Genomic DNA, 14,740 nt, shown 5'->3' with positions numbered 1-14,740 from the left:
CACACGAAGGCAGGATTCTTCATGACCAAAGCGACAGTTCAGGGCATGGACCTACGCGCACTGTTCGAACCCCGGTCCATCGCGCTGATCGGAGCCACGGACAAATCACCGTGGTCGCTCAACACCTACCAGAACATCAAGGACAGTGGATTCGGGGGAAGCGTCTATCTCGTCAACCCCACCAGCCCGATCGTGCACGGAGAGAGAACATTCGACTCGATCGCAGGCCTGCCCGAGGTGGTGGACCTGATCTTTGTCATGGTTCCCACCACCGTGGTGCTGCAGACCCTGCGCGTGGCAGTGGAACACGGTGTACGGGCCGCGGTCATCCTCACGGCGGGTTTCGGCGAGACCGGTGCCGTAGGGCAACAGATGGAAGACGAGATCATAGATTTCGCTCGATCGAGCGGTTTGACCGTACTCGGGCCGAACGGGAACGGTTTCATCAATGCCGCCGAGAACATCACACCGTACGGTCTGCCGATAGGTCGTCCGCTGATCGAAGGAACGGTCGGCTTCGTACTGCAGAGTGGTGCGCTGGCGAGTTCGGTTCTGCAGTTTGCCCAGTCGCGGAACGTCGGGGTCAGTTTCCTGACGGCCATGGGCAACGAATCCCTGATGTCGGTCACCGACGTGATGAACTACCTGGTCGACGATCCCAACACCTCGGTCATTGCATTGTTCTTGGAGTCCGTCCGTGACCCGGTCGAATTCCGTCGAATTGCTCTGCGCGCCTTGCGCGCCGGCAAGCCGATCGTCGCGTTGAAAATCGGCCGCAGCGTTCTAGGTGCCCGTGCCGCCCTTGCTCACACAGGGGCGTTGGTGGGTGACAATGCCGTTATCGACGCGGCCTTCGAGCAGATGGGGGTCATCCGAGTTCGTTCACTCGAAGATCTGATCACCACCGCCGGTCTCATGGCGAGCCTCGGTGGTGGACTACCGGGGCCACGAATCGGAGTGGTGACGCCGTCCGGTGGAGCCTCCGAGATCATCGCCGATCGTGCGGAAGACGAAGGGCTGGTGCTGCCGGGGTTCTCGGAGGAGACCACCACCAGGCTCGGTGAGATCGTGCCCGCCTTCGCAACGGTGCAGAACCCACTCGACGTGACCGGATACGTTGTCATCGATCGCACGTTGATGCGGCGCTCGCTCGCCGTGGTGGCTCAGGATCCCAACGTGGACTTCGCAGTTCTGCTCTCGGAACTGCCTCGGGTGCCGGCGGCTGATCAATCGCTGACGATGACCGCCTACGGCGAGTCCGCTCGCAACATTCGCGAGACCGCGGTGCCGACCGTGGTACTGAGCACTGTGCTGACCGACGTGACCGAGTACGGTCGCTCGGTCGCCGACACAACCGAATTCCCGCATGTAGTCGGCGGGATCGAACACGGCTTGACCGCGCTGGGCAACGCAGTTCGGTGGTCTGCGCTTCGCGCCGTCGCGTCTGCGACGCCGGAAGAGCTCGATCCTGTTGTGGTGCCGGTAGACTTCGACACCGAGCCGACTGGGATCTGGACCGAGTATCGGTCCTCGGAATTGCTCTCTCGCAACGGAATACCGGTGGTTCCATCGAGTCTTGTCGGGTCCGTGGAGGAGGCTCAGGAGCGCGCAGCTGCGTACGGGTATCCGGTGGTCCTCAAGGCGGTTGCCGACGGACTCGGCCACAAGAGCGACATCGGCGGCGTTCGCCTCGATCTACGATCGGCGGACGATGTGGCAGAGGCCTACAACTCGGTACTCGCCACGCTCGCCGATGCAGGTGCCACCGGGACTGCCGCGCTGATACAGCCGCAGCGGCCGTCGAACGGCCTGGAGATGCTCGTCGGCCTGGAGATGCTCGTCGGCGTGGTCCGCGATCCGGTGTGGGGCCTGACCCTGGCCGTCGGTCTGGGCGGTGTGTGGGTCGAGGTGTTGGCGGACGCGGCGATTCGGGTGCTACCGGTGGGCGTGGCAGACGTTCGAGATGCGATAGAAAGCCTGCGCGGAATCGCTCTTCTGCGAGGAACCCGAGGTTCCGAACCGGTTGATATCGACGCGCTCGCGACGTGCGTGGCCGAGATCGGCGACTTCGCCTATCGACTGGGAGATCGACTGCAGGCGTTGGAGATCAATCCACTGATGGTGCGCGGAGGCGAGTGCGAGGCGCTCGATGCGCTGATCACATGGTCGGAGACAGGTAGCGAGACGGAGGCAGTGTCATGACGGGAATTTGCGACGGCCGCGTGGTCGTGGTGACCGGTGCCGGCCGCGGAATCGGCCGAGCTCACGCAATCGAGTTCGCGAGGGAAGGTGCGTCGGTCGTGGTGAACGACATCGGTGCGGAGGTCGATGGATCAGGAAGCGCCGAGGGGCCGGCAGGTGAGGTCGTGGAAACGATTCGTGCTGCCGGCGGGCAGGCTCGGGTGGACGGGTCCGATGTCTCCGACGACGACGGCGCACGACGTCTGATCGAGAGCACCATCGAGCACTACGGGGACCTGCACGTGCTGGTGAACAATGCCGGGATCCTGCGCGATCGCATGATCACGAACATGACCGTCGCAGAATGGGACGATGTCATCAGAGTGCACCTACGGGGCACCTTTCTGACCCTGCGTCACGCCTCGAATCATTGGAAGACACAACACAAGTCCGGATCCGTAGTGGACGCACGGGTGATCAACACGACGTCGTCGTCGGGGATCTACGGCAATATCGGGCAGGGTAACTACGGTGCCGCCAAGGCGGGAATCGCCAGCCTGTCCATCATCGCATCGATGGAGTTGGCTCGGTACGGCGTGACGGTCAACGCCGTCGCGCCGGCCGCGCTGACCCGAATGACCGAAAATCTGAACGGTAACCTCTCACGTTCGGTGCCTGAGCCAGGAGAGTTCGATGCGGCGGCGCCGGAGAACATCTCCCCCTTGGTGGTCTGGCTGGGGAGTGAGGAGTCGCGAAGCATCACCGGGCGGGTGTTCAACGTGCGGGGAGGTTGGATAAGTGTTGCGGAGGGCTGGAAGTCCGGTCCGGAGATGGACAAAGGTGCCAAGTGGGCACCGGGTGAGCTCGGTGAGGTGATTCCTCGCCTCGTGTCGGAGGCGGCGGAAAATGCCGCGATGAACGGGCGCGTGCCCGAGCAGGTGCCCTGATGGCACTCGATCACGGGGTCATCGGCACACCGAGCTCACCGAGGCGTAAGGCCTGGACGTCGAAAGACGCGCTCCTGTACGCCGTAGGAGTGGGGGCAGGTCAGGACTCGGCACTGGACGAACTGGCATTCACGACCGAAAATTCCGCCGACATCGAGCAATTGGTGCTTCCGACCTTCGCCGTGTTGGCCACCCAGGCCCCGTCTGGCCGAACACTCGGTGACTTCGATCCGGCCAAGCTTGTCCACGCAGAACAGGCCTTCGAACTCTTCGGGACCCTCCCGGTGGAGGGATGCGTCGACGTGACGTCCACTGTGACAGCGATCGAGGACAAGGGGTCGGGGGCCCTGGTGGTCAGTGACGCCCAGGCTCTCGACGCGAAAACTGGTGCAGTCCTGGCGACATCGCGCTCCTCGGTGTTCATCAGCGGGGAGGGCGGCAGTGGTCGTCGCGGGTCGTCGGCATCGCCGGCTCCGATGCCCGATACCGCCCCCGCCTCGCAGGTGACGTATTCCACCCGTCCGGAACAGGCTCTTCTGTATCGACTGTCGGGCGACAGAAACCCGTTGCACTCGGACCCGAAGTTCGCCGCCAGAGCGGGTTTCGCGCGCCCGATCCTGCACGGACTCTGTACCTACGGTGTCACCGGACGGGCGCTGCTGCACGAACTGTGCGGATCGGACCCCACGCGACTTCGATCGATGGCCGGCCGGTTCACCCACCCCGTGTACCCCGGTCAGGACGTCACGGTCTCCATCTGGGATACCACCGACGGGATCCGCTTCCGAACCTCGCTCGAGGACGGCACGACGGTGATCGACCGGGGAACGGTGGAAATCCGATGATCGACGCAACGGCACAGGCCGACGAAATCGTGTCGAGAGGATCCGAATCCCTTTCGGCGGGGGAGGCTTTCTTCGAATCCGTCGGCGGCGCATTCGTCCCCCGGGCTCATGCGCGCAGTCCGTGGTCCGAGGATCTCGTTCACGGCCGACTGGTGTCGGGATTGATGGCACGCGAGGTCGAACGACTGCACATGGGGGCCGATCTGCATCCCGCGCGGATGACCACCGATCTGTTCAGACCGATCCCCATGTCGCCGTTCACGATCGACACCGTGATCCGTCGCGAGGGCAAGCGGTTGATCGTTGTCGAAGTCACCGTGCGGTCGGGTGATGTGCCGGTCGCGCTGTCGAGCGTGCAGATCCTGCGGTCCGGCCCGCCCGGTCCTGACGTCGCCTGGGTACCCGAGTACTACGCCGCTCCATCCCCGGAGACGATCGGCCCACCGCCTCGGGTGGCACCGAAGCATTTCGGAGAGGTCCGACGCGTCGAACAGTCGGTCGGTGGTCGTCGTTTCTCCTGGTTTCGCGAGACGTGCGAGCTGCTCGAGGGCCACCGGGACACCCCGTTCGGGACGTTGGCTGCTGCGGCGGATTGGGTCAGTCCCTTCACCAACATGGGGGCGGACCGATTGGCGTACATCAACGCAGACGTGACCCTCTATTGCAGCCGTCTCCCGGTTGGGCCGTGGATCGGCTTCGAGAACCTCGACCACGTCCGAAGCGGCGGTGTGTCGGTGTCGGTGTGCGCGCTGCACGACACTGTTGGCCGTATCGGGACGGCTGCGTCCGCAGCCCTTCCCTATTGAGCACATTTCCTGCAGTACAAAAGAATTCGACGACAGAATCGAGCGACCGATCATGACCGGAACGATCGAAGAGATCCGAGGCAAGACCGCGGGGGTCAAGCGACCACGGGCGAAGATGGCTCCATCGGCCACCCCCGAAACGAGACCGTACTGGGATGCGGCGGCGGACGGGCGTCTGTCCGTCCAGCGCTGCCGGGCCTGCGCCCACGTGTACTTCTATCCGCGAGACTTCTGCCCGGTGTGCAGTTCGGACCTCGTGGAGTGGATCGACTGCTCGGGCCGTGCGACCTTGTACTCCTACGTGATCGAACATCGACCCGGGCCGGGGTTCGAGAACGACGGTCCGTATGTCGTAGCCGTCGTTCAACTCGAGGAGGGGCCGCGCATGATGACCAATATCGTCGGCGTCGAACCGCTTCCGGAAAACCTGCCGCTGGATATGGAGGTGACCGTGCAGTTCGAGCCGCGCGGTGAGATGTGGGTGCCCGTGTTCGCGCCTGCGGGAGCATCGGCATGAGCGGCGGGGTGGTCATCGTCGGAGCGGCGGAAACCGACGAGATCGGAACTCTGCCGAACCACTCGACGATGAGGCTGCATACCGAGGCTGCACGTAATGCGTTACAGGACTGTGGAATCGACAAGAGCGAGGTCGACGGGATCGCGGGCGTATCGATGCCGGGGCCGATCTCGGTGGCACACAGCCTGGGGATCGAACCACGCTGGATGGACACCACCAGCGTCGGAGGGACGTCGTTCCTCACTCATGTTCGGCACGCAGTGGCTGCACTCGAAGCCGGGCATTGCTCCGTCGTGCTGATCACGCACGGTGAATCCGGTCGATCACAGGTCGGTGCACCTCGCTACACCCCCGATCCGGCATCGGTCGTCGGACAGTTCGAGGCTCCCTACGGCGTGACCGGACCACCGAGCAGATTCACCGTTCCGTTCCTCCGGTTCATGAAGGAGACCGGAACGCAGGCACGGCATCTCGCAGATGTGGCAGTTGCGCAACGGAAGTGGGCTGCGATGAATCCACGCGCGAAGTTTCGTGACCCGATCACGGTCGACGATGTGCAGAATTCTCCGGTCATCGCCTGGCCGTTCCACCTCCTCGAGTGCTGCTTGGTCACCGACGGTGGTGGTGCTCTGGTGCTGACCACCGAGGAACGGGCGAAGGATCTCGACGTTGCGGCGGTTCGTGTTCTGGGCACCGGTGAGGGCTACGAAGCCTCGGGTATATCGATGATGGAGGATTTCACCACGTTCAAAGGATTCAAGAATTCGGCTGCCGACGCTTTCCGTGCGGCGCGGATGACGCCCGCCGATATCGACCATCTGATGATTTACGATGCGTTCGCGCACTTGCCCCTGTACGGCCTCGAGGACCTGGGCTTCGTCGGAAGGGGCGAGGCGGGCGAGTTCGTCCGGGCGGGCCACACATCCCCAGGTGGCACGCTGCCGATGAACACCAACGGCGGTGGGTTGTCGTACACCCACACAGGGATGTACGGCATGTTCGCCATCATGGAGTCGGTCCGTCAACTACGGGGAACGGCTCCGGCGCAGGTAGCAGGCGTACGGACGAGCTTGGTTCAGGGCAACGGTGGAATGTTCGCGGCAGGCTCCACCCTGATCCTCGCTGCGGCGGCCTGACGGCGGCGAGCAGGTTCGGCTTGACCCGGCTCCAATTCTAGAATTACGCTTTACCCTCGGGCGGGCGAAGGCGAAGAGGATTGGTGGGGATCATGACCGAACGGGCCGGTTCGACGACCTGGCAGTGGAGCAAGACCGGCGAGACCCAGCGCAAGCTCCTCGATGCGGCCCAAGAGGTGTTCGCCGAGGCGGGTTTCGTCAATGCCAGCATTTCCGACATCGTCGAGCGGGCCGGATCGAGTACGGGCAGCCTGTACCACCACTTCGGCGGCAAGTCCGAGCTGTTCACCGCGCTGTGGGATCGGCACAACACGGCGCACCTCGAACAGGTCCGGGCGTCGGTCATCGCCGAGCGTAGGGGCGGAACCACGGATCCGCTCGATCTGTTCTGCGTCGGCGCACGCGCTTTCCTCAACGGGAGTTGGCAGCGCCGCGACGTTGCATTGGTCTTCGTGGACAACGACGGGCCACCCGGCTTCGAGAAGCTTCGTAGGGACAATCGCATCGAATGGATCAGGCAGAATTCGGCGCTGCTCGGGCCGGGTGACGACAGTGCGCAACGAATTACCGTCGGGGTGTTGACCGACATCATCGTCGAATCGTCCCGCGAGGTGATTCTGAACTGTCGTACGAAGAAGCAAGCAGGTGTCGTTGCCGATATCATGTGCAGCTTGATTCGGAAGATCGCCTCCGACTAGATCTCGACCTCACAGCCCGGTACGCAATTTCTTTGCGCACCGGGCTTTTTGGACTTCCAGGTTCGATCGTGGTGTCGGTTCCGGCAGTCCGCGTACGAATTAGAGAGTACGATTCTAGAAGTTGCTTCTAGAGAGGGCGCGTATGTCTGAGTCGAGTGGGGCGATACCTGTACCCGGTGTCGCCGTTCGGGTTGCACCCCGGGTCGAGCGACTGCTGGCTCCCAATGCCGGGGCGTGGACCTTCGAGGGCACCAATACATGGTTGATCGGTTCACCCGATGCCATGCAGTGCGCGGTGATCGATCCGGGGCCGGCAGATTGCGGACACCTGGATTCGATCGTCGCGGCGGCCGGCCGTCGGACGGTGACGGAAATCGTGCTGACGCACGGGCACAACGACCACGCAGACGGCGCGCACGCGCTCGCCGAGCGAACGAAGGCAACGGTGCTGGCGCAGCGTGCGGTGTTCGGGCGAACCCCGATCGAGCACCGGCAGCGAATTGTGTTGGCAGGCAGCGTCATGGCTCGTGTCCTGGGTACGCCCGGGCACACCCGGGATTCGGTGTGCCTGAGTTTGCCCGACGACGACGTGGTGCTGACCGGCGACACCCTGCTCGGGGCCGGCTCGCCGGTCGTTCATCCTGCGTTGCTGTCGGACATGCTCGGGAGCCTGTGCATGTTGGCCGAGATCGGCCGCGGTGGATCGGTGATCGGACTGCCAGGGCACGGTCCGGTGATCGCAGATCTGGAGGCCGCGGCACTGCATCGAGTTGCCGCCCGACGACGACGTATCGAACAGGTTGCCGCTCTTCGGCATTCGGGTACGACGGAGATCGAGGATCTGGTTGTCGCCATGTACCGGCACATCGAGGACCCGGACGTGTTGAAAGCTGCACACTCGTCGGTCGAGTCCATGGTCGTCTTTCTGGACTCGGGCCTCGACTCGGTGGCAACGGATTCGGGGCGCAGACGATGACGGCTCGGTCCGAAACCGAATGCACGACAACGCGGCCGGAGGCCGAACCACGGTCGGAGCGTCAGGTGATGCACGACGCGTGGAGAACACTGTCGGTGGTTGCGTTCGCCAGCATGGTCTCGGGGATGTCAGGCAGCGCACTCAACGTTGCGTTGCCGACGGTCGTTCGCCACTTCGACGCGAGCAGTGTGGCGGCCAGCTGGATCTTGCTCGCGTACCTGTTGACCAACACCGTGCTTCTCGTCGCGTTCGGACGAATGGCCGACATGTTCGGCCGTCGAACCATGTATCTCACAGGCCTCGGCCTGTATACCACCGGCAGCATCTTGTGCGGTCTTGCTCCGAATGCGTGGTGGCTCGTCGCTTTTCGCGTGTTGCAGGCGGCGGGAGGTGCCATGTTGCTCACCAACAGTGCAGCTCTGGTGACCGCAGCATTTCCTCGTCACAGACTCGGGGAAGGGATGGGCATCTACCTCGCGTCGTTCTCTATCGCGCAGTTGTGCGGACCTACGTTGGGTGGATTGATCGCGCAGCAAGCGGGATGGCGCTGGGTGTTCTGGTTCAACGTTCCGATCGGGATTCTCTGTCTCGTCTGGGGTGCCATCGCGCTGAAGTCTCCGCCCCGTGGTGGTGCGAAGGGTTACTCGCTCGACCTGCGAGGCAACGCAATGATTCTCGTCGCGTTGACCAGTGGTCTGGCTGCGCTGTCGCAAGCCACGTCGTTGGGCTGGTCGCACCCACTCGTGGTGGGCGGTCTCGCGGTGGCCGTGGTGGTGGTACCACTGTTTCTGTGGTTCGAGCGCCGTGTTCCCAACCCGCTCATCGACGTCGCTCTGTTCAAACACTGGCCTTTCGGGTTCGGCCTCCTGGCGTCCTTCATGAACTCGATTTCGCAGAGCGGGATAGTGCTGCTGTTCGCTCTGTACTTCCAAGCCGTGTCGGGAGTGAGCCCACTCGAAGCCGGACTGATGGTGCTGCCCGTCGCCGTCGCCGCGCTTGTCGCATCACTCGGATCCGGGCCGTTGCAGCGCAAGATCTCTGCGTCGTCGCTGTCCGTCGCCGGAAATATCCTGACGGTGTTCGCACTGCTGATCCTCCTGGTGTCGACAACGGGGCGAATGCATTCCGCTGTCGTGCTGTCGGGGCTCGCGCTCGCAGGATTCGGATCCGGTCTGTTCATGCCATCGAATGCGACGGCCCTGATGCGTGATCTTCCCGACGAACGTCTCGGCATCGCCAACGCCATGCGCCTGCTGTTGCAGACCAGCGGATTTGTGGTCGGGACAGCGGTGATCCTGTCGGTGGTAACCAGTGCGATGCCCCTCGAACTGCGCAAATTCGTGTTCGCAGGAACCGTCAGTGACGTGTCGGAAGCCGCGGTGGATCAGCTCTTGACCGGATACGGCCGCACCCTCGGCGCGATGATCGTCATTGCATCCCTCACTGTGGCGGTGTCCATCGCGGCCAGGCATTCCAGAACTGTCGAGCAGCGCTGAGGCGCGGAACCGAACGCTGTGAGCACAGCGAAAAGCCGCCCATTCGTAACGAATGGGCGGCTTTTCGTCGAGTAGAGGATTTATTTCAGCGCGCGGTTCACGGCCGAGACCACGGCGCGCAGTGACGCGGTGGTGATCGACGTCGCGATGCCGACGCCCCAGACCGTGGTGGCCACACCGGACGGTGAGGTGACCGAGGCCTCGACGTAGGCCGCGGCCTGAGCGTCGTCGCCCGCGGACATGGCGTGCTCGGAGTAGTCGAGGACGCTGACGTCGTAGCCGATGGTCGACAGCGCATCGACGAACGAGGCGAGTGGACCGTTGCCGGATCCGGAGATCTCCTGCTCGACGCCGTCGACCTTGACCGTTGCGGTGATCGTGTCGGTTCCGCCGTCGACCTCGGCAGCCTGTACCGACTGCTTGATGCGCTCGAGCGGACGGATCGGCGTCAGGTACTCCTCGGCGAAGACGTCCCACATCTCCTTGGGCGAGACCTCGCCGCCCTCACCGTCGGTGATGCGCTGGACGGCCTGGGAGAACTCGATCTGCAGTCGACGCGGCAGGTTCAGTCCGTGATCGGACTTCATGATGTACGCGACGCCGCCCTTGCCGGACTGCGAATTGACACGGATGACGGCCTCGTAGGTGCGACCGACGTCCTTCGGGTCGACGGGCAGGTACGGAACCTGCCAGGTGACGTCACCGATGTCCGAACCCAGTTCGTCCGCAGTGACCTTCATCGCGTCCAGGCCCTTGTTGATGGCGTCCTGGTGGCTGCCGGAGAAGGCGGTGTAGACCAGGTCGCCGCCGTAGGGGTGGCGCTCGGCGACGGGAAGTTGGTTGCAGTACTCCACCGTTCGACGGACCTCGTCGATGTTGGAGAAGTCGATCTGCGGATCGACGCCGCGGGTGAACAGGTTCAACCCGAGCGTGACCAGGCAGACGTTGCCGGTGCGCTCACCGTTGCCGAACAGGCAACCCTCGATGCGATCAGCACCGGCCTGGTAGCCGAGTTCGGCTGCGGCAACACCGGTTCCGCGGTCGTTGTGCGGGTGGAGCGACAGCACGATGCTGTCGCGACGGTCGAGGTTGCGGCTCATCCACTCGATCGAGTCGGCGTAGACGTTGGGTGTCGCCATCTCGACGGTGGCAGGCAGATTCAGGATCAGCGGCTTGTCGGGGGTGGGATCAATGATCGCGGTGACCGCGTCGCACACCTCTTTGGCGTAGGCGAGTTCGGTGCCGGTGTAGGACTCGGGGGAGTACTCGTAGCGCCAGTCGGTATCGGGGAACTTGGCTGCTTCTTCGAGCACCTTACGGGCACCGTCGGTGGCGATCTTCTTGATGACGTCACGCTCGGCACGGAACACCACGCGGCGCTGCAGGATCGACGTCGAATTGTAGAAGTGAACGATGACGCTGCGCGCGCCCTCGCATGCGACGAACGTGCGCTCGATCAGCTCGGGACGGCACTGCGTGAGTACCTGGATGGTGACGTCGTCGGGGATCGCGCCGTCCTCGATGATCTCGCGGACGAAATCGAAGTCGGTCTGACTGGCAGACGGGAAGCCGACCTCGATCTGCTTGTAACCCATGCGCACCAGCAGGTCGAACATGCGGCGCTTGCGGGCCGGGCTCATCGGATCGATCAGCGCCTGGTTGCCGTCGCGCAGATCGACTGCGCACCACTGCGGCGTCCGGTCGATGATCTTGTCCGGCCACGTGCGGTCGGGGAGGGTGATGGGCTCCACTTCCTCGGCGAACGGCCGATAACGGAAGGTGGGCATCGAGGAGTTCTTCTGGGTGTTCCAAGCGGGCTGGTCGCTGGGAGCGGGCCGCGAGGGCGGGGTGATGGTGCGAGATCCCGAGGTGAATGCGTCGGCTGGTGACATGGTCTTCGTCTCTCCGTACAGATCAGAGCAATGTGTTCGACCGGCGCAACGAACCCCGCGACGGGAAGCCAGTCTGGTCTCAGACCCCGTCGCGGCTGTTAAGAAGGAGAGCTCGCAGCATGGGCTGAGTGTACTACCGCCTGCCGACGGCCTACCCCAGGGTTGACGAGTGGAATTCTGTGACCGCCGCGTCGAGTCGACGTTGCCAACGTTCGATGTCATCCGTTCGTCCGACGTCGGTCATCGTCCAGCAGTACGCGAGGAGTTCGTATCCGAGCCGATCGACCTCGGCATGTTGCGACCACACCCCATGCGTCCAGGTTCGATCGTTGTGCGCGGCCTCGGCCCCGGCCAGAGCGGACCCGACGAGCTCGAACTGGACGTCGCGCCGCATGGCGAGAGCTGCCGGCGCGGCCACGTCCTCGGTCCGCAACACCGTCAGCAGATGCGTGCCGAGCGTCAGAACTCGGCCGTCGGACCACAGCAATGTGCGACGGAATGCTCCGGGGAGCAGCAGCCACAGCGCCGCGAATGCGAAGGCCACGCCCACCGTCGTCTCCACGATCCGGTCGACGACGATGTCCTCCAGCACAGCCCCGGGATGCGTCAGTGTGCCCATCAGCAGAGCGAGCGGGGTGATGAACGTGACGGCCAACCCGTAGTTCCGCGCCACCGACACCTCGATCGCGAACTGCAGCACCATCAACACCACGATGACGGCCAAGCCGGTCAGCGGGGAGAGATAGATGGCCGAGAACAGGGCGACGCCGGCAAGGGTTCCGCCGAGCCGCTGCAGTCCCCGGTAGGTGCCGTGCACCCGATCGGGACCCTGCTGCAGCACCAGGACGGCACCGAGGATCGCCCAGTCCGGTCGGCTCAGGCCCAGTGCGACGCTGACCCCGCCCGCGGCCGCTGCCGCGCAGAACACGCGCACGGCCGTGGACGCCGCATGAGAATCCCGATGCAGCGAGCGCCGCAATCGATACCCGAGGCCGGGCCGAGCCAGCGGCAGCTGATCGGATACGAAGTCGACCGCACGATCCGGATCCGCCCGCACGGCCGTTGTCGCAGCGAAGGCCCGGTGCGCATCGAACAATCTCTGAACCAGCGCCGGCCTCGACGACAACCGTGCGGCACCCGCGTCGTACACGGCAGCCCAGGCCGCGTGCAGACGCGCCGCCGCCGCATGACGATCGGCGGCAGACGCCGTCGGCGAACTCGTGTATCTCTCGATCGCGCCCACCGCGGCTCCGACGGCCTCGCGCTCGGGTCCTCGTGGATCCCACAGCACTCCGGACATCGACACCACCAGCGCCGACGCGACACCGACAGCCGCACACACCGCTCCGTGAGCGGCGCTGACGCCGGCTCCGGGAATGTACGACGACACCGCGCACACCAGGACGAAGAAGAACGCCCCCGGCGGTCCCAGTCGCAGCGCGGCGATGACGTAGACCGCGACGAGAGCGAGGAGCGAGAGCAGGGTCACCGGGATCATCCGCGCCCATCCGGTGCTTCCGAGATCGAGCTCCATCTGCCCGGCCGTCGCGCCGAGCCACACCGATGCCACCAGGGCGCCGCCCGCGGTCAGGACGACCCACCATCGTGAACGGTAGGGACGGCCCTCGCCGTAGATGACGGCGAAACTGCCCGAGACCACCAGTAAGGCCTCGGTATGGAACCCGAGAACCCACGCCGCGATCGCGGGGACGCCGAACGCCAGAGCCGAGCGCAGTCCACCCGGCCAGCGACGCCCGACGGCGGGGAGCCCGAAGAGCACCCGCAGACCTCGAGGGGGTGGCGGCGGGTGATGCTCGGGAAGGGTCACCCGACAATGTTAGGACAGGCGTATCCGCAGGCGAGCCCCCCTAAAGTCCCAGCTCGGAGCTACCCGGGCCACCGCTCGGGGTGCCGGATCGGTAGGGTAACCCCGGAACAATCGCCCGATTGTCGGCTATCCAGCGGAGGTAAACACGCGTGGCTCTCATCGTCCAGAAGTACGGTGGATCGTCGGTGGGGACCGCCGAACGCATCCGACGCGTCGCTGAACGGATCGTCGAGACCAAGAAGGCAGGCAACGACGTCGTCGTGGTCGTGTCGGCCATGGGCGACACCACCGACGAACTGCTCGACCTGGCCCAGCAGGTGTGCCCGGCCCCGCCGGCCCGCGAGATGGACATGCTGCTCACCTCGGGTGAACGCATCTCCAACGCGTTGGTCGCGATGGCCATCCACTCGCTCGGTGCCGAGGCCCGGTCGTTCACCGGCTCCCAGGCGGGCGTCGTCACCACCAGCGTGCACGGCAACGCCAAGATCATCGACGTCACCCCGGGACGCGTGCGCAGCGCCCTCGACGAGGGTTCGATCGTGCTCGTCGCCGGATTCCAGGGCGTCAGCCAGGACAGCAAGGACGTCACCACGCTCGGTCGCGGAGGTTCGGACACCACCGCCGTTGCGCTCGCCGCAGCCCTGAACGCCGACGTCTGCGAGATCTACACCGACGTCGACGGCATCTTCACCGCAGACCCGAGGATCGTGCCCAACGCCCGGCACCTCGACACCGTCTCGTTCGAGGAGATGCTGGAGATGGCTGCCTGCGGCGCGAAGGTGCTCATGCTGCGCTGCGTCGAATACGCCCGTCGCTACAACGTTCCCGTTCACGTGCGCTCGTCGTACACCACGAAACCCGGAACGATCGTCTCCGGATCTATGGAGGACATTCCAGTGGAAGAAGCAATTCTCACCGGCGTCGCACACGATCGCAGCGAGGCGAAGGTCACCGTCGTCGGCTTGCCCGACACTCCCGGTTACGCCGCCAAGGTCTTTCGCGCCGTGGCGGACTCGGAGATCAACATCGACATGGTGTTGCAGAACGTGTCCAAGATCGACACCGGCAAGACCGACATCACCTTCACCTGCCCCAAGGCCGACGGCCCGACGGCAGTGGAGAAGCTCACCAAGCTGCAGGCCGAGATCGGCTTCGCGCAGGTGCTCTACGACGATCACATCGGCAAGGTCTCCCTGGTCGGTGCCGGCATGAAGAGCCACCCCGGCGTCACCGCGACGTTCTGTGAGGCCCTCGCCGACGCCGGCATCAACATCGACCTGATCAGCACCTCGGAGATCCGTATCTCGGTGCTGTGCAGCGACACTCAGCTCGACGAAGCAGTACGCGCGCTGCACGCCGCCTTCGATCTCGGTGGCGACGAAGAAGCCGTCGTACACGCAGGAACAGGACGATAGAAG

The 14,740-nt window shown here is 64.4% G+C and carries 12 protein-coding genes; 10 read left to right on the top strand and 2 right to left on the bottom strand.

What is annotated here, in order from left to right:
- Positions 1-21 precede the first annotated feature (21 nt).
- The 9 genes from CH274_RS22255 to CH274_RS22215 all read left to right on the top strand — a co-directional run bounded on the left by CH274_RS22255 (position 22) and on the right by CH274_RS22215 (position 9,602).
- Positions 22-2,202, top strand: coding sequence for an acetate--CoA ligase family protein (locus CH274_RS22255; RefSeq protein WP_094658955.1), 2,181 nt, complete (start codon positions 22-24; stop codon positions 2,200-2,202).
- Complete coding sequence (locus tag CH274_RS22250; protein WP_094658954.1) at positions 2,199-3,128, top strand: SDR family oxidoreductase; 930 nt, start codon at positions 2,199-2,201, stop codon at positions 3,126-3,128. The genes CH274_RS22255 and CH274_RS22250 overlap by 4 nt, the downstream gene beginning before the upstream one ends.
- On the top strand, positions 3,128-3,973 hold the full coding sequence (locus tag CH274_RS22245) for a MaoC/PaaZ C-terminal domain-containing protein (RefSeq protein WP_045198364.1): 846 nt from the start codon (positions 3,128-3,130) through the stop codon (positions 3,971-3,973). The genes CH274_RS22250 and CH274_RS22245 overlap by 1 nt, the downstream gene beginning before the upstream one ends.
- Positions 3,970-4,779: an acyl-CoA thioesterase domain-containing protein gene (locus CH274_RS22240; protein ID WP_094658953.1), complete on the top strand. Its 810-nt coding sequence runs from the start codon at positions 3,970-3,972 to the stop codon at positions 4,777-4,779. Before CH274_RS22245 ends, CH274_RS22240 begins: the two co-directional genes overlap by 4 nt.
- Before the next feature lie 52 nt (positions 4,780-4,831).
- Positions 4,832-5,296 (top strand): Zn-ribbon domain-containing OB-fold protein, encoded by a 465-nt coding sequence (locus CH274_RS22235; RefSeq protein WP_218829235.1) that lies wholly within the window; start codon positions 4,832-4,834, stop codon positions 5,294-5,296.
- Positions 5,293-6,432, top strand: coding sequence for a thiolase C-terminal domain-containing protein (locus CH274_RS22230; protein WP_094659143.1), 1,140 nt, complete (start codon positions 5,293-5,295; stop codon positions 6,430-6,432). The genes CH274_RS22235 and CH274_RS22230 overlap by 4 nt, the downstream gene beginning before the upstream one ends.
- A 92-nt stretch (positions 6,433-6,524) precedes the next feature.
- Complete coding sequence (locus tag CH274_RS22225) at positions 6,525-7,130, top strand: TetR/AcrR family transcriptional regulator (RefSeq protein WP_094658952.1); 606 nt, start codon at positions 6,525-6,527, stop codon at positions 7,128-7,130.
- Positions 7,131-7,272: 142 nt separating this feature from the next.
- Positions 7,273-8,106 (top strand): MBL fold metallo-hydrolase, encoded by an 834-nt coding sequence (locus tag CH274_RS22220; protein WP_094658951.1) that lies wholly within the window; start codon positions 7,273-7,275, stop codon positions 8,104-8,106.
- The gene (locus CH274_RS22215; protein WP_094658950.1) at positions 8,103-9,602 is read left to right on the top strand and encodes an MFS transporter; all 1,500 of its coding nucleotides are present in this window, start codon (positions 8,103-8,105) and stop codon (positions 9,600-9,602) included. Before CH274_RS22220 ends, CH274_RS22215 begins: the two co-directional genes overlap by 4 nt.
- An 80-nt stretch (positions 9,603-9,682) precedes the next feature.
- Here CH274_RS22215 and leuA read toward each other — a convergent pair whose 3' ends face one another.
- Together leuA and CH274_RS22205 are read right to left on the bottom strand one after the other, a co-directional pair.
- On the bottom strand, positions 9,683-11,494 hold the full coding sequence (gene leuA / locus CH274_RS22210; RefSeq protein ID WP_032395288.1) for a 2-isopropylmalate synthase: 1,812 nt from the start codon (positions 11,492-11,494) through the stop codon (positions 9,683-9,685).
- Positions 11,495-11,645: 151 nt separating this feature from the next.
- Complete coding sequence (locus CH274_RS22205; protein ID WP_143546628.1) at positions 11,646-13,322, bottom strand: FUSC family protein; 1,677 nt, start codon at positions 13,320-13,322, stop codon at positions 11,646-11,648.
- Positions 13,323-13,471: 149 nt separating this feature from the next.
- Between CH274_RS22205 and CH274_RS22200 the strand changes: the two genes are divergently transcribed.
- Positions 13,472-14,737, top strand: coding sequence for an aspartate kinase (locus CH274_RS22200; protein ID WP_032395287.1), 1,266 nt, complete (start codon positions 13,472-13,474; stop codon positions 14,735-14,737).
- Positions 14,738-14,740 lie beyond the last annotated feature (3 nt).

It is taken from the genome of Rhodococcus sp. 06-418-5 (assembly GCF_002258285.1).
Taxonomy (GTDB): Bacteria; Actinomycetota; Actinomycetes; order Mycobacteriales; family Mycobacteriaceae; genus Rhodococcoides.
This window is presented reverse-complemented; position numbering and strand designations above follow the sequence as displayed.